General features: G+C 65.4%; 22 protein-coding genes. 9 read left to right on the top strand and 13 right to left on the bottom strand.

Annotated elements, in window-relative coordinates:
- The first annotated feature begins 16 nt into the window (after positions 1 to 16).
- The 5 genes from GJ700_RS01685 to GJ700_RS01665 are packed head-to-tail and all read left to right on the top strand — an operon-like array spanning position 17 to position 4,700.
- The gene (locus tag GJ700_RS01685; protein ID WP_154370907.1) at positions 17 to 331 is read left to right on the top strand and encodes a c-type cytochrome; all 315 of its coding nucleotides are present in this window, start codon (positions 17 to 19) and stop codon (positions 329 to 331) included.
- Positions 328 to 1,722, top strand: a complete 1,395-nt coding sequence (locus GJ700_RS01680) for a D-arabinono-1,4-lactone oxidase (protein WP_154370906.1) — start codon at positions 328 to 330, stop codon at positions 1,720 to 1,722. The genes GJ700_RS01685 and GJ700_RS01680 overlap by 4 nt, the downstream gene beginning before the upstream one ends.
- 1 nt (position 1,723) lies before the next feature.
- Entirely contained in the window at positions 1,724 to 2,986 is a 1,263-nt protein-coding gene (locus GJ700_RS01675) for an alanine racemase (RefSeq protein ID WP_154370905.1), read from the top strand.
- A gap of 20 nt (positions 2,987 to 3,006) precedes the next feature.
- Positions 3,007 to 4,275, top strand: coding sequence for an AsmA family protein (locus tag GJ700_RS01670; RefSeq protein ID WP_154370904.1), 1,269 nt, complete (start codon positions 3,007 to 3,009; stop codon positions 4,273 to 4,275).
- An 8-nt stretch (positions 4,276 to 4,283) separates the two neighbouring features.
- The gene (locus tag GJ700_RS01665; protein ID WP_229506731.1) at positions 4,284 to 4,700 is read left to right on the top strand and encodes a type 2 periplasmic-binding domain-containing protein; all 417 of its coding nucleotides are present in this window, start codon (positions 4,284 to 4,286) and stop codon (positions 4,698 to 4,700) included.
- 95 nt (positions 4,701 to 4,795) lie between these two features.
- Here the strand turns inward: GJ700_RS01665 and GJ700_RS01660 are convergent, their stop codons facing one another.
- Together GJ700_RS01660 and GJ700_RS01655 are read right to left on the bottom strand one after the other, a co-directional pair.
- Positions 4,796 to 5,581 (bottom strand): SDR family NAD(P)-dependent oxidoreductase, encoded by a 786-nt coding sequence (locus GJ700_RS01660; RefSeq protein WP_154370903.1) that lies wholly within the window; start codon positions 5,579 to 5,581, stop codon positions 4,796 to 4,798.
- 200 nt (positions 5,582 to 5,781) lie between these two features.
- Complete coding sequence (locus GJ700_RS01655) at positions 5,782 to 6,636, bottom strand: SDR family oxidoreductase (RefSeq protein ID WP_154370902.1); 855 nt, start codon at positions 6,634 to 6,636, stop codon at positions 5,782 to 5,784.
- 97 nt (positions 6,637 to 6,733) lie between these two features.
- Between GJ700_RS01655 and GJ700_RS01650 the strand changes: the two genes are divergently transcribed.
- The gene (locus tag GJ700_RS01650; protein ID WP_154370901.1) at positions 6,734 to 7,126 is read left to right on the top strand and encodes a winged helix-turn-helix transcriptional regulator; all 393 of its coding nucleotides are present in this window, start codon (positions 6,734 to 6,736) and stop codon (positions 7,124 to 7,126) included.
- A gap of 15 nt (positions 7,127 to 7,141) precedes the next feature.
- On the opposite strand, the gene GJ700_RS01645 is transcribed toward GJ700_RS01650, so the two are convergent.
- The 3 genes from GJ700_RS01645 to GJ700_RS01635 are packed head-to-tail and all read right to left on the bottom strand — an operon-like array spanning position 7,142 to position 9,822.
- Positions 7,142 to 7,366, bottom strand: coding sequence for a hypothetical protein (locus GJ700_RS01645; protein ID WP_154370900.1), 225 nt, complete (start codon positions 7,364 to 7,366; stop codon positions 7,142 to 7,144).
- A 24-nt stretch (positions 7,367 to 7,390) separates the two neighbouring features.
- On the bottom strand, positions 7,391 to 8,635 hold the full coding sequence (locus GJ700_RS01640; RefSeq protein WP_154370899.1) for a CaiB/BaiF CoA transferase family protein: 1,245 nt from the start codon (positions 8,633 to 8,635) through the stop codon (positions 7,391 to 7,393).
- Positions 8,635 to 9,822 carry an acyl-CoA dehydrogenase gene (locus GJ700_RS01635; protein ID WP_154370898.1) on the bottom strand — a complete coding sequence of 396 codons (1,188 nt, stop codon included), beginning with the start codon at positions 9,820 to 9,822 and terminating at the stop codon, positions 8,635 to 8,637. The genes GJ700_RS01640 and GJ700_RS01635 overlap by 1 nt, the downstream gene beginning before the upstream one ends.
- Positions 9,823 to 9,940: 118 nt before the next feature.
- On the opposite strand from GJ700_RS01635, the gene GJ700_RS01630 reads away from it, so the two are divergent.
- Positions 9,941 to 10,831, top strand: coding sequence for a LysR substrate-binding domain-containing protein (locus GJ700_RS01630; protein ID WP_154370897.1), 891 nt, complete (start codon positions 9,941 to 9,943; stop codon positions 10,829 to 10,831).
- 24 nt (positions 10,832 to 10,855) lie between these two features.
- Here the strand turns inward: GJ700_RS01630 and GJ700_RS01625 are convergent, their stop codons facing one another.
- From GJ700_RS01625 to GJ700_RS01605, 5 genes are all read right to left on the bottom strand, one after another.
- Positions 10,856 to 11,830: a fumarylacetoacetate hydrolase family protein gene (locus tag GJ700_RS01625; protein WP_154370896.1), complete on the bottom strand. Its 975-nt coding sequence runs from the start codon at positions 11,828 to 11,830 to the stop codon at positions 10,856 to 10,858.
- A gap of 66 nt (positions 11,831 to 11,896) precedes the next feature.
- Positions 11,897 to 12,910, bottom strand: coding sequence for a LacI family DNA-binding transcriptional regulator (locus GJ700_RS01620; protein ID WP_154370895.1), 1,014 nt, complete (start codon positions 12,908 to 12,910; stop codon positions 11,897 to 11,899).
- 127 nt (positions 12,911 to 13,037) lie between these two features.
- Positions 13,038 to 14,663 carry a methyl-accepting chemotaxis protein gene (locus GJ700_RS01615; protein WP_154370894.1) on the bottom strand — a complete coding sequence of 542 codons (1,626 nt, stop codon included), beginning with the start codon at positions 14,661 to 14,663 and terminating at the stop codon, positions 13,038 to 13,040.
- Between the two features lie 13 nt (positions 14,664 to 14,676).
- Positions 14,677 to 15,747, bottom strand: coding sequence for a phosphotransferase family protein (locus tag GJ700_RS01610; protein WP_229506730.1), 1,071 nt, complete (start codon positions 15,745 to 15,747; stop codon positions 14,677 to 14,679).
- A 14-nt stretch (positions 15,748 to 15,761) separates the two neighbouring features.
- Complete coding sequence (locus tag GJ700_RS01605; protein WP_154370893.1) at positions 15,762 to 16,748, bottom strand: C-terminal binding protein; 987 nt, start codon at positions 16,746 to 16,748, stop codon at positions 15,762 to 15,764.
- A 266-nt stretch (positions 16,749 to 17,014) separates the two neighbouring features.
- Here GJ700_RS01605 and GJ700_RS01600 point away from each other — a divergent pair, with 266 nt between their 5' ends.
- On the top strand, positions 17,015 to 18,034 hold the full coding sequence (locus tag GJ700_RS01600) for a porin (protein WP_154370892.1): 1,020 nt from the start codon (positions 17,015 to 17,017) through the stop codon (positions 18,032 to 18,034).
- Between the two features lie 122 nt (positions 18,035 to 18,156).
- Positions 18,157 to 18,399, top strand: coding sequence for a hypothetical protein (locus tag GJ700_RS01595; protein WP_154370891.1), 243 nt, complete (start codon positions 18,157 to 18,159; stop codon positions 18,397 to 18,399).
- A 32-nt stretch (positions 18,400 to 18,431) separates the two neighbouring features.
- Here GJ700_RS01595 and GJ700_RS01590 read toward each other — a convergent pair whose 3' ends face one another.
- From GJ700_RS01590 to GJ700_RS01580, 3 genes are read right to left on the bottom strand one after another with little or no spacing between them, the layout of a single operon-like run.
- Complete coding sequence (locus GJ700_RS01590; protein WP_229506729.1) at positions 18,432 to 19,532, bottom strand: alcohol dehydrogenase catalytic domain-containing protein; 1,101 nt, start codon at positions 19,530 to 19,532, stop codon at positions 18,432 to 18,434.
- A gap of 53 nt (positions 19,533 to 19,585) precedes the next feature.
- Positions 19,586 to 20,809: an amino acid ABC transporter substrate-binding protein gene (locus GJ700_RS01585; RefSeq protein ID WP_229506728.1), complete on the bottom strand. Its 1,224-nt coding sequence runs from the start codon at positions 20,807 to 20,809 to the stop codon at positions 19,586 to 19,588.
- Between the two features lie 26 nt (positions 20,810 to 20,835).
- Positions 20,836 to 21,369, bottom strand: a complete 534-nt coding sequence (locus GJ700_RS01580; protein WP_154370890.1) for a carboxymuconolactone decarboxylase family protein — start codon at positions 21,367 to 21,369, stop codon at positions 20,836 to 20,838.
- Positions 21,370 to 21,399: the final 30 nt, after the last annotated feature.

Raw genomic sequence — 21,399 nt, 5'->3', positions numbered from 1 at the left:
CCATCAAGGAGATACCATGAGAAACGCTGCGCTGTGGATCAGCGCGGGGTGGCTGGCTGCGTCCGTGGCCTGGGCCGCTCCGACTGAACGGCAACTCAAACTGTTGCAAAACAATTGCCTGCAATGCCATGCCCGGCCCGGCATCGGCGCGCCGCTGGCGGGGCGGCCCGAAGACTGGCAAAGCCGTAACCGCCTTGGCGAAGACGCCATGCTGCGCAATGTGGTGCAAGGCATGCGCGGCATGCCGCCGCTGGGTTATTGCGCCGCCTGCGATGAAGCCGATTTGCGGGTGCTGATCCGGTTGCTTGCCGGACTGGAGGCAAGGAAATGACGCGCCGTGACCGCCGCCGAGTCCTGGAATTGCTGGCGGCATCAGCCTGGCTGCCGGCCTGCACGCCCCGCACACCCGCCCCGCCGGGGGCGGAATATGCGCCGGGCCAGCCGCTGCCCTGGATAAACTGGGCCGGCAATCAGATTTGCCACCCCCGCCAGCGGCTTGCGCCGGCATCGGAGGACGAGTTGGCCGCGATGCTCCGCCGGGCCGGCGGCACGGTGCGCGCGGCTGGAGCCAGCCATTCGTTTGCCGCGCTGGTGCCGACCGACGATACGCTGATCGCCACGGATTTGCTGAGTGGCTTGATCGGCCACGATGCGGCCACGCACCAGGCCGAATTGTGGGCCGGTACGCGCCTGCACGATACCGGGCCGTTGCTGGAAGGCGTGGGGCAGGCGTTGCCGAACATGCCGGATATGGATTACCCGGCGCTGGGCGGCGCCATCGCGACGTCGGCGCATGCGACCGGGCCGCGCTTCGGTTCGCTGTCCAGTTATGTGATGGGATTGACCCTGGTGACACCGGGCGGTCAGGTGATCAGTTGTTCCGCCACCGAGCATTCGGCCATTTTCCAGGCGGCGCGGACATCGCTGGGCGCGCTGGGGATCGTCAGCCGTATCCGCCTGCAGAACCAGCAGGCGTTCCAGTTGACGGAGGTGAACCGGGTCGAACGGACCGAAGACGTGCTGGCCGGCCTGAAGGCGCGCAGCCTGCGCCACCGGCATTTTGAATTCCTTCCGCTGCCGCATTCCGATCTGTGTCTGACGGTCGCCACCGACCCGGCAACAACGGGGGACCAGGATGCGGGGCAGGAAGATCCGCAGGCGCTCATCGACTTGCGCAAGCTGTTCAATGCGGTCAACTGGCTGCCGGGATCCCAGGCGATCTATGACCGCATGCTGACAATCCTGATGGGCGACGCCGCATCGGTGGTCCGCACCGGGCCGTCCTATCGCGTGTTCCCCCATCCCCGCGTGGTGCGCTTCCGGGAGATGGAATACATGGTGCCGGCGGACGCGGGGCCTGACTGCATCCGTGAAATATTGCGCACCATACGGGAGCGCAAGATCCCGGTCTGCTTCCCGCTCGAATACCGCCAGGTGGCGGCGGACGATATCTGGTTGTCGATGTTCCGTGGCCGCGCCAGCGCGTGCATCGCCGTCCACCAGTTTGGCGACGTCGATTACCGGCCATATTTTGCGGAAATTGAGCCCATCTTCTGGAAATACGAAGGCCGGCCGCACTGGGGCAAGCTGCATACGCTCGACGCCGCGCGGCTGGCCGCCCTGTATGGCAGCCATTGGCAGGATTTCCAGGAAGTGCGCCGTACACTGGACCCGCAGGGCAAGATGTTGAACCGTCACCTGAAAACCTTGTTCGGGGTGTGACGTGATCGCACGCCGAACTCTATTGGCGGGCGGCGCAACTGCCGCCGCGCTGGCCCTGGCCCGCCCGCATGTGTACAGCGGTGGCCATGCGTCCTATTTCTCCGGGCTGAATGCGGCGCTGCGCCGCGCTGGCGTGGACCGGCCGGTTGTAGTGATCGACCTCGACCGGTTGGACCGCAACATCGACCGGGTTGCCGCCTCGGCCCGCGCCGGCACGGCGCGCAATGTCCGCATCGTGGCGAAATCGCTGCCCAGTCCGGATTTGATCGCCTACATTGCCCGCCGCGCGGGGGCGCAGTCGGCCATGGTGTTTCACCATACGCATTTGCAGGCATTGACCCGGTGCTGGCCAACGGCCGACCTGTTGCTGGGCAAACCCATGCCGGTCGCGGCGCTGGAAGCCTGGCTGGGCGCAGGCCCTCGGACTACGGAGACGGCAACCGCCGTGCAATGGCTGGTGGATACGGAACAGCGTCTGGCGCAATACCTGCAAGTGGCGGCCGGGCAATGCGTGCCGCTGCGTATCAGCCTGGAAATCGACGTCGGCTTGCATCGTGGCGGTTTTGCCAGCGCGGATGCGCTGGCGGGCGCGCTGCGCATGATTGCCGCGCAGCCGCGGTCGCTGGTGTTATCCGGATTCATGGGCTACGACGGGCATGTCATGGGTTTGCCTGGCCCGCTGGCCGAACGGGAAATGCCACGGGTCAAAGCGCGCTATGCCGGTTTTATCGATGTGCTGCGGCGCCATTTCCCGGCGCTGGCGGCGGGGCCGCTGATATTCAATGGCGCGGGCAGTCCGACCTTCCGGTATCACGAGAGTGGTTCGCCGCTCAACGACATCGCGGTCGGCTCCGCGCTGGTCAAACCTGGCCACTACGACTTGCCTGCGCTGGTGGATTTCGAACCGGCCGCCTACATCGCCACACCCGTGCTGAAGCGGCAAGCCAGCACCGGTATACCCACCATGGAATGGCTGGCCGGTCCCATCGCGGCCTGGGATGGCAACCGCGCCGACACGTTGTTTGCGTATGGCGGTAACTGGTTGGCCGAGCCTGTCTCTCCCGCCGGCGTGCGGCGTGCCGCCATCTATGCCAGTTCCAACCAGGAAGGGTATGACGCGGCGAGCGGCGTTGTCCTGGCGGCGGACGATTTTTTGTTTTTACGGCCAACACAGTCGGAAGCCGTGCTGTTGCAATTCGGCGACTTGATCGGCGTGCGCGGCGGCCAGGTGGCCTGTCGCTGGCCGGCATTTGCAGCATCGTGATTCACTTACAGGAGAACCAAATGAAGCGGCACCACTATTTGACGGCGCCTGCCATGGCGCTGACCTTATCGGCCGCCTGGGCGGCGCCCGGCGACAGCGGACCCACGCTGGACTGGTCCGGCTATGGCACCGCGGCCTATACCATGGCCGATACCGGCCAGGCGGAATTCGCGCGGTTTAACCAGGCTTCCGGCGTGCAGCGCACGCCCAGGGCCGGGGTCGATTCGAACCTTGGCATCCAGGGCACGCTGGCCGTGAACGACTGGCTGTCGTTCACGGGCCAGGGGCTGGCGCGCCGCAACGCGGTGGACCGCTGGGGCGGCGAGGTGTATTGGGCCTACGCCAAGGCAAATCTCAGCCGCGAATGGAGCGTGTATGCGGGCCGTGTCGCGGCGCCGGTGTACATGATTTCCGACTACCGGCAAGTCGGCTTTGCCAGCACCATGATCCGTCCGCCGCAGGAATTGTATTCGCAGGTCGTGTTTGACAATATCGATGGCGCATCGCTGTCCTATCGGACCATGGCGGGCGACGCCAACCTGACCTTGCAACTGGCCGCGGGGAACGCCACGGCGAAACTGGCGCTGCAAGGCGCCGCGCCGGGCAGCCATCAGTCGATCCGGGCCCACGCCTTCAAGGCGCTGAACCTGCAAGGGGAACAGGGGCCACTGACCTTGCGACTTGGGTACGCGCATACCAGCGTGTCGCTGGAAGGGGATCCTCAACTGGCAGCCCTGACCGGTGCGCTCACTGAGGCCGGTGCGGGCTATGGCATGCCGCAATTAAGCCGGCTGGCCGCTGCGCTGGCGGTGCGCGGAAAAAGCGCGTCGTTCAAATCCGCCGGGCTGGTCCTGGACCTGGAGCCGTTGCTGGTGCAGGCGGAATTCGGCCAGCGCAAGACGGCGTCGTCGATACCCGACAGCACCGCGTGGTATGTGCTGGGCGGATACCGCGTGCGCCAACTGATGCCGTACGCCGCGTTCGCATCACTGAAGTCGCGCAACTCCGTCTCCAATGCGGTGCCGGCGGCTTGCCCGGACGGCATGCCGGACAGCTGCACGCCTGCTTTACAGGCGTTGTCGGATGCGGTGTCGGCTGGACTGGCTGGCAGCCTGGTGGAGCAGACCACCGCCAGCGTGGGCGTGCGCTGGAATTTCATGCAGTCGGCCGCTTGCAAGGTGCAGCTGGACCGGGTGCGACCCAGGCGCGGCGGCTTATTGCTGAATTCCGCACCCGGCATGCATGGCGCGGTGACGGTGTTTGCCGCTGGTGTTGATTTCGTCTTTTAAGGTGACTTATGAACCGTTTCATTAAATTGCTGGCGTACGCCACCGTCGTGGCAGCTTGCCAGATTGCCGCCGTACACGCCGAGGAAATAGTCGTTATTGTCAGTCCGCAAAACCCGGCTACAAGAATGTTTACAGAGCAGGCCTCGCAATTTTTCCTGGGGAAATCGCCCATGTTCACGCCGGTGGACATGCCGGAAAGCTCTCCTGTCCGCGCGCAGTTTTATCAGAAGGTGACGGGGAAAGACGTATCGGAAGTGGCGGCGATCTGGGCCAGGCTGGTATTTACCGGCCGGGCGGCCGCACCGGTGGTTTACCGTTCCAGCGCGGAAGTGAAGAAAGCCGTGGCGGCCAACCCGCGCGCCATCGGCTATATCGAAAAGTCTGCACTGGATGATACCGTGAAGGCGATCCTTGCGATCCCGTGAGGATCAGGCGCCATGCCCGGCGCTGCCGCCGATGTCGGCATGAGCCGCACGCAGCTCTGCGGGCATGCTCCATCGGCGCGCGCAGCGCATCGTTTTCAGGGATGGCGCGGGGCCGGTTCGGCGGGAACTTCGCGCTGCAGTATCCAGTTGGTCACCCGCTTGGGCAGGCACAGGGCGAGCCGCATCAGCCAGCGCATCGGCCACGGGAACATATAGTCTGGCAGTTCCCGCCGCAATGCATGCAGGATATGGTCGACTGCGCACTCTTCCGAGATTTCAAGCGGCGCCGGCATGCCGTCATTTTTTGTGACGGCGGTCCCGACAAAGCCGGGATAGACTGAAACAAAACGTATGCCGTCACGCGCAAACTCGATGCGGCAAGTGTCGATCAGCAGCCGCAATGCCCCCTTGGCAGCGGAATAGGGGCCTTGCAGTGGCACCCCGAGTAATCCCGCCAGCGAGTTGGTGAGAGCAACCATGCCTGCACGCTGGCGCCGCATCTGGTGCAGGACCGGGAAAAGGTAATTGACGGCCACGTCGTAATTGGAGCGCATGTAGGCCGTGACGTCGCGCGCCTCCATCGTACGCATATCCAGTGCGGGCGCACCGCCGGCATTGAGTACAACAAGGTCAATACGGCCGTACCGGCCGACGCAGTCCCGCACCACGGCCGCTGCGGCATCCGGGTCCATCGCATCGGCTGCATGGACCGCGCATTGGCCGCCGGCGAGCGCGATCTCTTGCGCGAGCTGGTCCAGTAGTTCCTGTCTGCGCGCAGTAGCAAATACGATCGCGCCATCGCCGGCGAGCCGTTTCGCCAACGCGCGTCCCATGCCGGACGAAGCGCCAACGATCAGGATGACTTTATCTTGGAAATGCATCTGGATTCCCTTGGAATGAACGATTGGGTAGTTATCGCTATAATGTAGTCATAACTATCGTTTGTGTCAATCCATATGGCGGCGCTATTGCAAGCCCGGCAGCGCCTGGGAAAACGCTGCGTTAGCCTGAGGCTGGCGATACTTCGACGTTTCGTGATGCCACCGGTTGCGGATACCGGCAGGTCTCCCATTGCCTCCGTTTAACCGGCAATCCCCGCCGCAACAGCGTCCGCCAGCGTCGCGGTAGGGCGGCCAATCAGGCGGGACAGCGTGCCGCTGCGGTCTTCAAGCGCGCCCCGTGCGGCGCCGGCATCGGAGTTCGACAGCAGCGATGCCAGCCAGTCAGGCAAGCCAACGCCGAGCAGCGCGGCTTCGTATTCGCGTTCCGGCAAGTCCTTGTAGGCCACGGGCTTGCCAGCCTGGCGCGATACTTCGGCAGCCAGTTCCGCCAGCGAGAAGGATTGGTCGCCCGCCAGCTCGTAGACCGGATCGGGCGTGCCGGGAGCCGTCAACACGGCCACCGCCGCATCGGCATAGTCGGCGCGCGCGGCGGCGGAAATGCGGCCGTCCTGCGCGCTGCCAAGAATCACGCCATGTGCCAGCGCGGCAGCCAGGTTGCCGGTGTAATTTTCGATATACCAGCCGTTACGCAGGATGGTGTGGCGCAGGCCGGATGCGCGCAGGAGTTCTTCGGTGGCGACATGCTCGCTGGCCAATGCCAGTGGCGAATCACTGGCGTGCAGCAGGCTGGTATAGGCCAGCAGGCCGACGCCGGCGCGTTGCGCCGCCTTGATCACATTGCGGTGTTGCGGCAGCCGTTGTCCCACCTCGCTCGATGAAATCAGCAGCACCTTCTCCACTCCCTGGAAGGCGGCGGCCAGCGCTTCCTCGTCGTCGTAGCTGGCCTCGCGCACGTTGACGCCCAGGGCGGCGAGGTTGGCGGCCTTGGCGGGATTGCGGACGACGGCGGCAATCTGCGATGCCGGCACGGTTTTCAATAAGCCCGAAATGACAAGCTGGCCCAGTTGGCCAGTGGCTCCGGTAATGGCGATCATGATGCGGTCCTTTCGTTACTGGTTGAGGTGAGCCATCTTAGCGTCTATACTTACTATTTGTAAGTACGTACATTTTGGTAAGTACCAGGAGCAAATCATGACCAAGTCAAAGACCTTGCGTGGCGCGCTGGCGGAAGCCAACGCGGCACGGCGCGGCCAATTGCTGGCGGCCGCCTGTCCCTCACGCGCCGTGTTAAGCCACGTCACCAGCCGCTGGGGCGTGCTGGTACTGGTGGTGCTGCTGGGTGGCATGCACCGCTTCAGCGAACTGCGGCGCGAAGTGGGGGGCGTCAGCGAGAAAATGCTGGCGCAAACGCTCGACGCGCTGGTCGGCGACGGTTTCGTGCTGCGCTATGCGCATCCCGTGATTCCGCCCCGCGTCGAATACAGCCTGACGCCGATGGGGCGTGAAATCGCGGAGCGGCTGGAAGTGCTGGTCGACTGGATAGAGGAGAATTTCCCGCGTATCCAGGCGGCCAGGGCAGGGTGACGGCCTGCACGCGGATCATCGCGGCAACTGTTGTCGTTTGCGCTCCTGAACGCAAGCCTTGCATTCATAGCTCACCGACAAGCCAGACACGTTGTAGAACTCGCGGTCCATGGGCCACGACTCGTTACAGCGGGCACAGAGTTGTTCCTCCCCGAGTTCGGTCTTCAAGATGCGGCGAAAGCCGCCTGCGATCCGCAAGAGCTTGAATTCGGACATGTTCGCTGCATTCAGATAGGTCATGCCACTTATCCTTTGTCGATGCGATCAAACCACGCTGCCGCGCCGCAGCGCGTCCACATCCGGCGGTGTCAGCGCCAGCCAGGAGGCCAGCACTTCATCGGTGTGCTGACCCAGGGCCGGCGGAGCGGCCCGGTATTGCACCGGCGTGTCCGACATGCGGATGGGATTGGCGACCAGCGGCACACTGCCTGCCTGCGGATGTGGCAAGTCGATGCGGAGGCCGCGCGCCTGCACTTGCGGGTCCGCGAAGACGCCTGCCAGGTCGTTGATCGGGCCGCAGGGGACGCCAACCACTTCCATCAACGCCACCCAGTCCTGCGTCTTTCGGCTGACCGTGACGGAGCGTATCAACGCGATCAACGCATCGCGGTGGCGCACCCGCTGTGGATTGCTGCAAAACCGCGGGTCGGTTGCCCAACCAGGCTGGCCCAGCACATCGCACAGATGGGCGAACTGACCGTCGTTACCTGCCGCGATGATCATGTGGCCATCGGCGGTGGGGAAGTCCTGGTAAGGCACGATGTTGGGATGGGCGTTGCCCATGCGGACCGGCGCCGCGCCGCCCACCAGGTAATTCGATGCCTGGTTGGCGAGGCAGGCGACCTGTACGTCGAGCAGCGCCAGGTCGATGTATTGGCCCTTGCCGGAACTGGTCCGGTGCGCCAGCGCGGCCAAAATGGCATTGCTGGCATACAGACCGGTCAGGATATCGGTCAGCGCCACGCCCACTTTCATCGGCCCGGCGCCCTCGGCGCCTTCTTCGCGGCCGGTCAGGCTCATCAGCCCGCCCATGCCCTGGATCAGGAAGTCATAACCGGCGCGGGCTGCGTACGGGCCGGTCTGGCCGAAGCCCGTGATCGAGCAATAGATCAGGCGCGGGTTCAGTGCGCTCAAGCTGGCGTAATCGAGGCCATATTGGCGTAAGCCGTTAAGCTTGTAGTTCTCGATCAGGATATCCGCCTTGACTGCCAGCCGCCGCACCAGTTGCTGTCCCTCCGGGCGGCTCAAGTCGATGGTGACCGAGCGTTTATTGCGGTTGGCGCTCAGGTAGTAGGCCGATTCGGTAGTGCTATGGCCGTCCGCGTCGGCCAGCCACGGCGGACCCCAGGCGCGGGTGTCATCGCCGGCACCGGGGCGTTCGACCTTGACCACGTCGGCGCCCAGGTCCGCCAGCAACTGGCCCGCCCAGGGGCCGGCCAGTACCCGCGACAGATCCAGTACCCGCAGTCCGCCCAAGGCGGAAGGAGAGGTGAGGGCAGTCGTTTCCATCAGAACGCCGCGATACCTGTGATGGCGCGCCCGAGGATCAGCGCGTGCACGTCGTGTGTTCCCTCGTACGTATTGACCACTTCGAGGTTGACCAGATGGCGCGCGACACCGAATTCATCGCTGATGCCATTGCCGCCCAACATGTCGCGCGCCAGGCGGGCGATATCGAGCGCCTTGCCGCAGGAATTGCGCTTCATGATGGACGTGATCTCCACCGCCGCGGTGCCCTCGTCCTTCATGCGGCCCAGCCGCAGGCAGCCTTGCAATGCCAGCGTGATCTCGGTCTGCATGTCGGCCAGTTTTTTCTGAATCAACTGGTTGGCGGCCAGCGGCTTGCCGAATTGCTTGCGGTCCAATACGTATTGGCGGGCTCGGTGCCAGCAATCTTCCGCGGCCCCCAGTGCGCCCCACGCAATGCCGTAGCGTGCGCTGTTCAGGCAGGTGAACGGGCCCTTGAGGCCGCGTACCTCGGGGAAGGCGTTCTCTTCCGGGCAGAACACGGCATCCATGACGATTTCACCGGTGATCGACGCGCGCAGACCAACCTTGCCGTGGATCGCAGGCGCCGTTAAGCCGCGCCAGCCTTTTTCCAGCACGAAGCCGCGGATGGCGCCCTCGTCATCCTTGGCCCAGACCACGAAGACGTCGGCGATCGGACTGTTGGTGATCCACATCTTGCTGCCGCTCAGCTCATAGCCACCAGGGACTTTGCGCGCGCGGCTCAGCATGCCGCCGGGATCGGAACCGTGGTTGGGTTCGGTTAAGCCAAAGCAGCCGATCCATTCTCCGCTAGCCAGTTTGGGCAGGTATTTCTGTTTGGTGGCCTCGTTGCCGAATTCATTGATGGGCACCATCACCAGTGACGACTGCACGCTCATCATGGAACGGTAGCCCGAGTCGACCCGCTCGACTTCACGCGCCACCAGGCCGTAGCACACCGCGTTAAAGCCCGCGCCGCCGTGCTGCTCCGGAATGGTCACACCCAGCAACCCCAGTTCGCCCATCTCGCGGAAGATGGCGCTATCGGTCCGCTCGTGGCGGAACGCGTCCAGCACGCGCGGTTGCAGCCGGTCCTGGCAATAGGCCCGTGCGGAATCGCGCACCATGCGTTCGTCGTCCGTCAGTTGCTGCTCCAGGAGCAGAGGATCGTCCCATTGAAAGGCGGCGTAATTATGCTTTGAACTCATTTCGTACTCTCCTTGGTGTGTTAAGTACCTAATGTACAATTCGGTCTATTCCCCGACAAACGATTTGTTTTCACCAAATTGTGCGTAAAACGCACTTTTAAAAAATGGAGACGTACCGATGCGCCGAAAGATTCCTTCCACGGCCGCGCTGTCGGCATTTGAATCGGCGGCCCGCCACCAGAGCTTTACCAAGGCCGCCGATGAACTGGCGGTGACGCAAAGCGCGATTTGCCGGCAGATCGGTGTGCTGGAGGAGTTCCTCGATATCAAGCTGTTCCGGCGCGGACGGCGAGGTGTGATGTTGACCGAGGCGGGCTTGATTTATAGCCGGCAAATCAGCGCGCGGCTGGACGAAGTCGAGCGCGATACGCTGGCGCTGATGGCGAAGGGCGGACAGGGCGGGACGCTGGAATTGGGCGTGGTGCCGACGTTTGCCACCAAGTGGCTGCTGCCGCGCATGCCCGCCTTCGCCAGCGAACACCCCGACATCACGGTTAACCTGAGCGCGCGCACCCGGCCGTTTTTATTTGACGATACGCAGTTCGACGCCGCCATCTATGCGGGACAGGCATCCTGGCCCGGTACGGACAGCCTGTTCCTGATGCGGGAAAACCTGGTGGCGGTGTGCAGTCCTTCTCTGGGCCGCGTCGACTGGCGCCGCGCCACGCTGCTGCAGCTCAGCACCCGGCCTTACGCGTGGCGCGACTGGTTCGCGTCGCGCGGCATGCAAGTGGCGGGCGATATGTCGGGACCGCGGTTCGAGTTGTTTTCCATGCTGGCGGAGGCCGCCATCCATGGGATGGGGGTGGCGCTGATCCCACGCTTCCTGCTGGAAGATGAATTGCGGCGCGGGGTGCTGGTACAGGCGGTCAGCCACCAATACCTGAACGAACGTTCCTATTACCTGATTTATCCGGAAGGCAAGGCCGGCAATCCTGCGCTGACGGCATTCCGCCTGTGGCTGGGGCGGGAGGCCAGCGCTTACAGCGCGGCCATGGGGCTGGGCTGACCGCGTGTGCGGCTCATGTGCGGCTCATGGCACGCAGCGCACCCGCTGCACACCGAGTCCGCTGACGCCGGCTTCCACCAGGTCGCCCGCGCGCAGGTAGCGGCCATAGTGGCTGCCAAAGCCGGCGGGCGACCCTGTGCACAGCAAGTCGCCCGGCTCCAGGCGCGTGTGCTGCGACAGGTAAGAGATTTGTTCGGCAATATCAAACACCATGTCGCCGGCATGCCCGCTTTGCATTAACTCCCCGTTCAGGCGCAGGCTCAGTTCCAGCGTGCCGGGATCGGCGATATTCCAGGCCGGCGCCAGCCACGGGCCGGTCGGCAGCCACCCCGGGCGCGCCTTCGATTGCAGCCAGTCGGTGCCGAGGATTTGCGGATCGGCACGGAACACCTTGGCGCGCAAGGTCACGTCGTTGACCACGCAATAACCGGCCACATGGTCCAGCGCCGCGTCAGGGGCCACGCGCCACGCGGTGCGCCCGATCACCACGCCGATCTCGACTTCCCAGTCCAGCGTGGTGAGGTCATCCGGCACCTGCAATTCGTCATGGGGGCCCGCCACGCAGGCGCTTCCCTTCATGCAGATATAGGGCGTGCCCTCGCGCCGGCGGGTGGCAATCGCCGCCGCGGCGGCGGCTTGCCGGGCGGCCGCCTGCGGCCCGTCCGGCCCGTCGCCGGCGTCCAGCGCCGCCTGCAGCAATTGCGCCTGATAGTTGCCGATCGTGCAGTACACCTGCCCAGGCGCGGCCGGCGCATGCAGCTGGTACCCCGCGATGGCGACGCCATGGCGCTCGATGATGCCGGTGGTGGCCGGGTCCGCGCACACGTGCCGCAGCGCCTCGGCATACAGCGGCCATTCGCGCAGCAACGCGGCCATGGCATGCGCATGGCGCAGCTGCGTATCGCGCCAGTGCGCCAGGGCCAGTGCGCGCTCGCGGTGCAGCAGGGCAGGGAAGGGCGCCTCGCCGGCGCGGGAGATATTGACGAGAACGGGAAGCATGACAGTCCGATGGATCAAGGGGCGCGCGCCGGCAATGGCGTGCGCCGGTTCATGGGGACGCCGGGGCTAAGCGCTTGCCCCGGGCGGCTGGGTACTGCCGCGCACGACCAGCGTGGGCGGTGAAATCGCGCTGTAAGGTGCATTGCCGGCGACTTTCTGCTTCATGCGGTGCACGAACCACAACCCGCATGCGGTCGCCAGTTCCGACACCGGCAGCGCCACCGTGGTCAAGCCCGGCCCCCACCAGCGGAACGCCGGCTCGTCGCTGAAGCCGGCCACCGACAATTGTTTCGGTACGCTGACGCCGCTGTCGAGCAATTCCTCCAGCACGCCAAAGGTATGCAGCACCGAGCCCGTGACCACGGCGGTGGGCGGCTCCGGCAGGGTCAGCACGCGGCGCAGCGCATCCTGGGCGAATTCCCGCGAGCCGGGCGCGCCCAGTTCCTCGATGCCGGCGCAGGCGCCGCCGGCGCTGGCCAGCGCATCGCGGAAGCCTTTCAGGCGCGCCGCACCGGTCGGCAATTCCGCCAGGCTGCCGATATAGGCAATGCGCCGGTGGCCCAGTTCAATCAAATGCCGGGTGGGCAGGTAAATCGCCTGGGCGTCGTCAATGCCGAACCATTGGTCGCTCAGCGCGGCGTGCTTGCGCAGCAGCTGGATGTGCGGCGTCATGCCCAGCAGACGGATGGTTTCCGCATGGGGTTTGGCGCTTGGCACGATGATGATGCCGGCCACGTTGGCGCTGGACAATTCCCGGATCTGCCGCAATTCCGTCATGCGGTCGTCGTCGGTCTCGGACAGCGTCAGTTGATAGCCTTCCTGTTCCAGGCACTTCGACAGCGCGTGGGCAATGGTGGAGTAAAAACTGTTGCGGATGTCCGGCACCACCAGTCCCACCAGGTTGCTCGACACGCCGCGCATCATGCGCGCCGCGCGGTTGGCCACATACCCCATCTCGCCCGCCACTTCCTGCACCTTTTGCTTCATGGCGGCGCTGATGCGGGGGTCGTCGGCCAGCGCGCGGCCAACGGTGGACGGGGATACCTGCAGGCGGGCGGCAATGTCTTTAATGGTGATCATGTGGAGCGGATGACTTTCTCAATGCACTAACGATAGCGCGGAGGGCGCCAGGGTTCGAATTGGCCGCATCATAGCATGGGGTTTGCGGTCAACGGCGCATGCGCGGCGCCCGCCGCAGGCCGCAGTGCTAACGTTCATCTTGCGCCATTGCCAGTTGCCGCGCCGCCGCCGGCGCCCGGGGCTGGCCGGATGCGCGCAGCTTGAACGCGCTGACCAGTTCGGCCAGCTTGCCGGCCTGGTCCCGCATGCGGGCGGACTCGGCTTCGGCATGCCCCACCAGCTGCGCGTTTTGCCGCGTCATGCTGCCCATGCCGACCACCGCGTCATTGACTTCACCGATGCCGATTTTCTGTTCGCCGCTGGCGCAGGCGATGTCGCGCATGAACGTGGTGACGCGGGCGACGGTGTCGACGATGTCGGTGATGGCGGCGCCGGCATCGTCGACCAGCCTGCTGCCTGCCTCGACCTGCTGCACCGAATCGACAATCAGGGCCTTGATTTCACGCGCCGCGTCGGCCGAGCGTCCGGCCAGGCTGCGTACTTCGCTGGCCACCACGGCAAAACCGCGTCCCTGCTCGCCGGCGCGGGCCGCTTCCACGGCCGCGTTCAGCGCCAGGATATTGGTCTGGAACGCGATGCCGTCGATCACGCCGATGATATCGGCAATCCTGCGCGAGCTGTGCTTGATGGCGCCCATGGTCTGGATCACGGCGCCGACCGCGCGCTGGCCATGGGCGGCGCTGCCCGACGTGGCGCGCGCCAGTTCGTTGGCTTCGTGCGCGGCGGCTGCGTTTTGGCTGACGGTGGCGGTCAGCCGCTCCAGCGACCGGGTGGCGCGCTGCAGCGATTCCGCCTGCGTGTCCGTGCGGTGCGACAGGTCGGCATTGTCGGAAGCAATGCGCAGCGCGCCGCCGTTGACCAGTTCCGTGGTTTCCTTGATTTGCGACACCAGCAGCTTGAGGTTGGTTTGCAGCATGCGCAGCGAATGGCGCAGGCGGTCGATCTCACCGTCGCCGTGGGCGGTAATGCCGGTTGCCAGGTTGCCTTCACTCATGTCGTCGATCAAGCCCCGCAACTGCGCCAGCGGCTGGCTGATGCCGCGCGCCAGCAGCAGCGACGCCAGTGGACACAGCATGGCGCCCAGCAGGCAGGCCGGCAGCAGCCAGCCGGGCAACGCGCCGGCCAGCGGCAGCAGCGCCGCCAGCATGGCCAGGAACAGTCCCGCCATCAGGGCCGACAGCCAATTCATCCTGGCCGCCAGCGTCAGCCGCGACCAGCCGCGCCAGCGCCGCAGCGGCGAGTGCCGGACGATCCGCCCCTGGTCCATCGCCACCGGGGCGCCCGCCCGCATGGCCTGGTAGGCCGACTCGGCCGCGCGGATTTTTTCCGCGGACGGCCGGGTGCGGATGGTGATGCAGCCGACCGGCCGCCGGTTTTCAAAGATGGGCGCGGCGATCATCTCGACCCAGAAATAATCGCCATTCTTGCGCCGCCCCTTGGTCACGCCGGTCCAGGTCTTGTTGGCCTTCAAGGTGCGCACGAAGTCGTCGAACACCTGGGGCGGCGTGTCCGGATGGGCCAGGACGCTTTGCGGCCCGCCCATCACCTCCGCCTCGCTATAGCCGCTGATGTTGAGGAAGTCGCGGTTGACATAGGTGATTTTGCCGTGCAGGTCGCCTTTCGAGATGATGGTGTCGGTATCGGCCAGCACGTACTCGGCGCCTGGGCTGTGGCTTGGGGGCGTGTTGCTCATGGCCGCGCTCCGGTCAGCAGTGCAATGGCGCGACCGCGGCCTGCCAGGCGCACGCCACCTGGGCCAGGTGCTCGACCGGATGCCGCAGCAGCGGGATGGCCAGTCCGCGCACCAGGTCGCGCTGGTGGTCCTGGGTCAGGTACTCGACCGGCGATTTGCCGTCCACCCGCGCCAGCAGCAGCGCCGGCAGCAGTTCGGCAGCGCGTTTTTCCAGGCTGGCGCGCGGTTCCCAGTCGGCATGTTCGAAATACGCTTCGGTCAGCGCTTTGAAGGAGGCAACCAGCGCCGCCGTGCAGTCCGGGCGCACCAGGCATTTCAGCAACAGGTGGTTCAGGCAGAACGCCAGGTCGAACGCCGGATCGCCATACCACGCGCATTCGGCGTCGAGCAGCACCGGGCCGGCCGGGCCGGCCAGGATATTTTTTGGGCTGACGTCGCCATGCACCAGCGCCGCACGGATCCCGGCCGTGCGCTGTACCAGCAACAGCAGTCGCGGCGCCAGCGTGGGGTGGCGCTGCGCCGTGGCCAGCAGGTAGGGTTGCAGGCGCAGCGCGTGGAAATTGTCGCCGGTATCGAAGGCGGCGGCAATTTCGCTGTCGTCGGCGCTGGCCGCGTGCAGGCGGCCCAGCAGGCGGCCCACTTGCGCCGCGGTGTCCTGGTCGACTTGCCCCTCCATCAATTGCTGCTTCCAGACCGGGTGCCGCGCCGGTTCCAGGAACGACATGGCAAACAGGCCGGCCTGCGGATCGTGCGCCAGCGGGTGCGGCACGTTGTCGGGGCAGTGCCAGGAGGCGAACTGCATCCACGCCCACTCGTAGGCGTTGCGCGAAACCGGGGCTTCCCAGTTGGCCGCCACCTTGAGTTTGGCCAGCGCGCGCTTGACGCACAGCGTGCGGCCGGGCAGGTCGACGCGCCAGATGTCGGACGAGACGCCGCCGGTCAGCGCGTGCCAGCTGGCGGATTCTCCCGGGCGGGCCAGGTTTTGCGTGAGCAGGAAAATGTGCAGCTGCGGATCGGGGCAGGCAGTATGCGGCGGCAAGGTATGGGCGGAGTTCATGGTGGTCGGGGCGGGCAAGGAGGTCATGGGAGTCGTCAATGTCACTGGGCGGCGCCGCGCATCTGGCGCAGATTACAAGGATACTGCGGCGCGCCGCCGCTGAGCACCCGCACCACTTCTTCGGCGGCGCGGCGGCGCAATTCCAGCAGCGAGGCGTCCGAGGAAAACGCCACGTGCGGCGTGCACATGGCGCCCGGCTGCGCCAGCAGCGCGGCCGGCACCGCCGGCTCCGATTCCAGCACATCCAGCGCGGCGGCGGACAACTGGCCGCTGGCCAGCGCCGCCACCACCGCATCGGTGTCGACGATGGCGCCGCGGCTGACATTGATCAGCAGGCCGCCTGGCCGCATCAAGGCCAGTTGCGCGTGGCTGATCAGGTGGTGGGTATCCTCTGTCAATGGCGCGTGCACGATGACGATATCGCTGTCCGCCAGCAGCGAGTCGAGGCTGCGAGCCTGGACGCCGGCTTCCTCGGCCGCGCCGGCGGACAGGTAAGGATCGTGCGCCAGCAGCCGGCAGCCGAACGCGCCCAGCTTGCGCGCGGTGGCGCGGGCAATCCGGCCAAATCCGACCAGGCCGCAAGTCAGCGTGCCCAGGCGGCGCAGCCTGGCGTCGGCCGGCACCCAGCGGCCGGCCCGCACTTCACGGTCGAAATGCACCAGGCCACGGGTCCATGCCAGCGCAAAGCCTACCGCGTGGTCGGACACTTCTTCGACACAGTAGTCCGGCACATTGGTGACCGGGATGTTGCGCGCGCTGGCGGCGTCGACCGCGATGTTGTCGAGCCCGACGCCGAGCCGGGCCACGATCGCGAGATCGGGCGCGGCGGCAATGGCGCCGGCCGAGACGCGCGCCCAGCACGTCAGGATCGCGGCCGGCTTGTGTTCGCGCACCAATGCTTCGATGGCGTCCGCGCTGGCCGGGTCGGCCGGTCCGCTGACCAGGCGCAGGCCGGCCGCTTCCACGATGGCGCGCTCGACGCTGTCGTCCGGCCAGGCGTAATCCGTCAGTAATACCGTTGCTTGCATGAGGGTCTCCATTTTTCTGAGGGTTGAGTTGTGCTCGTTTGCACTAACGTTAGCACAGCATTTTTATGATTGCAAGTAGCAAAAAATGCAGATAATCCGATAAATAAAGGCAGTTGACATCCGCTTTAAACAATTCTATGCTGAAAGTAATGCTAACGATAGCACTGAATGCGCAGCGTCCTGCAGAATTTCCCGTACCATGCCGGGCAGGGTGATCGGCTCCCGGCGTGACCTTTTCGATCACAAAAAAAATACCTGGAGACATCTTGAATACCACTCTTTGCAAAGCGGCCGCCGCGGTCGCCATGGCGACGCTGGCCGTCACCGCGCAAGCCCAGCAAGCCAACATCACGATGTGGGGCCTGCTCGACGTCAGCCTCAAATCGGTCAGCACGGGCGGCGTTTCGGCGACACAAATGGCCACCGACGGCATGCAGAATTCGCGCCTCGGCTTCCGCGTCGAGGAAGACCTCGGCAGTGGCTTGCGCGCCGGCGCGTGGCTGGAAATGGCGCCGGTGGCCGACACCGGCGCCATGTACCCGTCCGGCAAGCTGTGGCACCGCCGTTCCACGGTCAGCCTGTACACCGGCGCCGGCGAACTGCGCCTGGGGCGCGACTTGAATCCCACCTTCTACAACCTGGCCGTGTTTGACCCGTTCAGCGCGGTCGGCGTGGGCGCCAGCTTCAACCTGGTGACCAACCTGGGTAGTGGCGCGGCCACGTTGCTGCGCACCGATAACGCGGTCAGCTACAACTTGCCGGCCAACCAGGGCGGCTGGTATGGCCAGGTGCAGGTGGCGCCGGGCGAAGGCGTCGCCGGCAACCGCTATGGCGGCGCGCGCATCGGCTACCAGTCCGGTCCGTGGAATGCCGCCGTGGCCTATGCGCACACCGGCACCGCGACATCGACCCCATTCAAGTTGATGAACGCGGGCCTGTCGTACGACGCCGGTGTGGCGAAAGTCATGCTGTTGCTGAATGGCGCGCAATATGGGGCGCTGAAGCAAACCAGCTGGCAATTGGGCGTCACGGTGCCGGTCGGCCTCGGGCTGATCAAAGCCAGCTACCAGCACGCGAACGCGTCCGGCGCCGGCACCGACGCCAACGATGCCAACCAGGCCGCGCTGGGCTACGTGTACAACCTGTCCAAACGTACCGCGTTGTACGGCACATATTCGCATTTGAGCAATAGCGGCAAGGCCAGTTTCAAGGTGGGCACACCGCCAGGCGCGGTGGCCGGCGCCAATTCGCGCGGGGTGGAAATCGGCATCATGCACGCGTTCTGACCCGCGCCGCCAGCGTGACCACGGCCTTCCGGGCCGGTCCTTGCCACGCAGCAGGCCGCGTGACAGGAACCAGTCCGGAAGGCCGCTTTGTTTGGGGCGGCACAGGTTCAATGGAGGGTGAGATGGAAACGGGGAATCAGGCGGAATATGCGGCGATGCAGGCCGCGCTGGCGGCGCAGGGGAGCGCGGCGGATGAGGGCGTGCTGCCGGCCCGGCCGGGCAAGGAACAAGTGCGGCGCTGGCTGGCCGGGCGTGTGGCGAGCCGTTTGCCGTTGCCCGAGCCGGACGCGATCCGGCGCGCGGTCGGCTGGTGCGCCGAAGCCGGCCAGCCCGCCACGACGCCGGAAACGCCTGCGGCCGCATGATGCGGCCGCAGGCGGGGAGCAGGACGTAATGCTTAAGGAATCACAACGTAGTTGCTGAAGCCGCCGTCGCGGTCCTTCAGGCCGGAAATCGCTTCATTGACGTCGGCCAGCGCGAATTTGCGGTGTTCCAGGTACGACAAGTCGATCGTGCCGGTGCGCACCATCTCCGCCATCTCCTGGCCCTGCGCGGTGGTGAACCAGTTCGAACCGATCAGCTGGATTTGTTCATCCATCAGCCACTTGACGTCGATCGGCAAATCTTCCGCCACGCCGCCCACATTGACCACCCGGCCGCCACGGCGCACCCCCTTCATGGAATCGAGCATGGTGGCGGCCGGCGCCTTGGCGCCCAGCGCGCTGATGGCGAAATCCGCGCCTTCGCCGCCGGTCATGGCCTTGGCCCATTCACCGGTGGAACCTTCGCCCAGGCGCATGACTTCGATCCGGTCCGGCGCCAGCGCCTTGACCCGCTGCAGCAGGCGTTCGTCGCGGCCGGTGCCCAGGATGCGCGACAGGCCCATCGCCAGCCCCAGCACGGTGGCGGCCACGCCCAGCGTGCCGGTGATGCCGTCGATCAGCGCCACCTGGCCCGGTCCGGCATTGGCGTTCTTCAGCGCGCCATACGACGTGCCCAGGTAACCGAAGCGGCCAGCCTGTTCGAAGCTCAGGTTGTCCGGGATGTTGACCAGCGAATACTCCGGCGCCGTCATGTATTCACTGAAGCCGCCATACGGATACAGGTCGAAGATGCGCTGGCCGTCGCGGCTGGTGCTGAAGTAGCCATTGAGCGTGTAGTACTGGCAGTGGCTGCGGTTGCCGGCGCGGCAGGCGCGGCAGGATCCGCACGAACGCAGCGGGCTGACATAGACGCGGTCGCCGGGCTTGGCGTTGATCACGGCCTCGCCCACTTCCTCGATCACGCCCGTGGCATCCAGGCCGAAAATCGCCGGGAATTTGGCCAGTGGCTGGTGCGGGAACCAGGTCGGCCAGTTGTTGATGACGTTGGCCATGTTGGGCACGATGCCGCATGCCTTGACTTTCACCAGCACGTCGTTCGGCCGGGGTTTGGGCACCGGAATCGTATCCAGCGACATCGGCGTACCCAGTGCGTGCAGCCGGGCTGCAACCATCATTTTTTCCATCATAATCTCTCTTGGTAAGGTGTTGATTGGTGAATCGGTCAAGCTCACGGCGCGTTGAAGCCCGCGCCCTGCGGCCGGAAGCTGGCTGGCCAGACCGTGACCCATTTGCCGTTCTGGACTTGCTTGATCTTGGTGGCGGCGGCGCCGCTGTTGAATTTGCCGTCAAAACTGCGCGGACCCAGCACGGTTTGCACCTGGTTCTTGCGCAGCCACGCGGCCATGGCCGGTTCGTCGAGACGCCCCACGGCGGTGGCGGCAGCCTCCAGGATCTGCCACGCGGCGAATTCCGCGGCGGCCTGGTAATCCACTTGCGGCCAGGGCAAGCCGGCCGCCTTGGCGCGATCCGTATACAGGGCGATGAATTCAGCCGCCCCCGGATACTGCGAAAACGGCGCGTGGCCTTCGAACCAGGTCAGGCTGGTCAGGCCGTTGGCATTCTGGTTGGCGACCGTCGGTCCCGGCGCGGGGAACAGGTGGAACTGGCGCGGCGGCTGGTAATCGATGCGTTTCATGGCGTCCAGCAACTGGCTGGCTTCCAGTCCGATCGCGCCGGACCACAGCAAGTCGGGATTGGCGTCCTTGATGCGGGCAGCGATGCCGCCAAAGTCGCGCGTGCCGAACTCGTATTCCAGCGACAGGATGGTTTTCAGCCCGCGCCTGGCCGCCACTTCCTGGCCGCCCTTGGCCAGGTCCAGCGCTGACGGGAATTTGCTGGTCACGAAGGCAATGGTTTTCGGCGGCGCAGGCGTGCTGGCATAGGCATCGAGCAAGACTTCGGTATCGGCAATGCGCGGGTCCGGCCCCAGTGGCAGCGCGGGAAATTGCATCGCGTAGGGCGCCAGGTTGGGATCGCCCAGGCTGCTCTGGATGAACAGCTTGCCAAAACGCTGCGCCACGCCCATGGCCGCGATGATGGCCCCGGTACCATACGGGCCCATCAACAGGTCGACTTTTTCCGACGTCACCAGGCGCTCGTACAGTGTGCGGGCGTTGGCGGGCTGTGACTGGTCGTCCAGCAATACCAGTTCAACTTTGCGTCCCAGCAAACCGCCGCGCTTGTTGATCAGTTCGATGAACACTTCGGCGGCAATTTTATGGATGCCGCCCACGGCGGCCAATGGCCCGGTCAGCGGCAGCGATGCGCCGACCCGGATTGGCGCGCCGCCGGCGGCCCGCGCCATGCCGGGCAGGCAGCAAGCCAGCACCAGCGCGCCACCGCCGGCCAGCACCGCGCGGCGCTGCCGCTGATGGTGGTGATTGTTTTGCATGATGGTCTCCTCCAGGGTGGTCCGCTTCAGCGGTAGGACGCTTCCAGTTCGATGCCGAGCGCGCCCATGATGCGGACGCCCGAGTTGTACCACGCGACGTTGAGCGCCAGTTCGACCAGCTGCTTTTCATTCATGAAGGCGGCAACCCGGTTCCACGTGTGGTCGCTGACGTTGACCCGCTGCGTGGATTCGCGCGCCAGCGCCATTACGGCGCGCTCCTCTTCATTGAACAGCGGCGAGTGCTCGAACTGGCCAATGGCCTTCAGCTGTTCCGGGCTGATGCCGGCTTTTAAGCCGTGCGACTGGTGGTGCGCGATCTCGTACTCCGAATCGGTGCAGTGGCCGACCGTGAGGATGGCCAGTTCGCGCAGCTTGGGGCTGATTTCCGAGGCGCGGATCGCGTTGGCGTACGACAGGAACTGGTCCAGGATCAGCGGCGCATGGGCCAGGGCGCGGAAAATATTCGCCGTGGGAACCTTGCGTTCGCGTTCCAGTCGGTCGAACAGGGCGTCCTCGCTACCGGAAAAGTCCGAGCGCTGCAGGTATTTGACGCGTGCCATAGGGGTGTCCTTTGTAGGGTTGGGTTGATG

It is taken from the genome of Pseudoduganella rivuli, assembly GCF_009674485.1.
Classification (GTDB): Bacteria; Pseudomonadota; Gammaproteobacteria; order Burkholderiales; family Burkholderiaceae_D; genus Rugamonas; species Rugamonas rivuli_B.
This window is presented reverse-complemented; position numbering and strand designations above follow the sequence as displayed.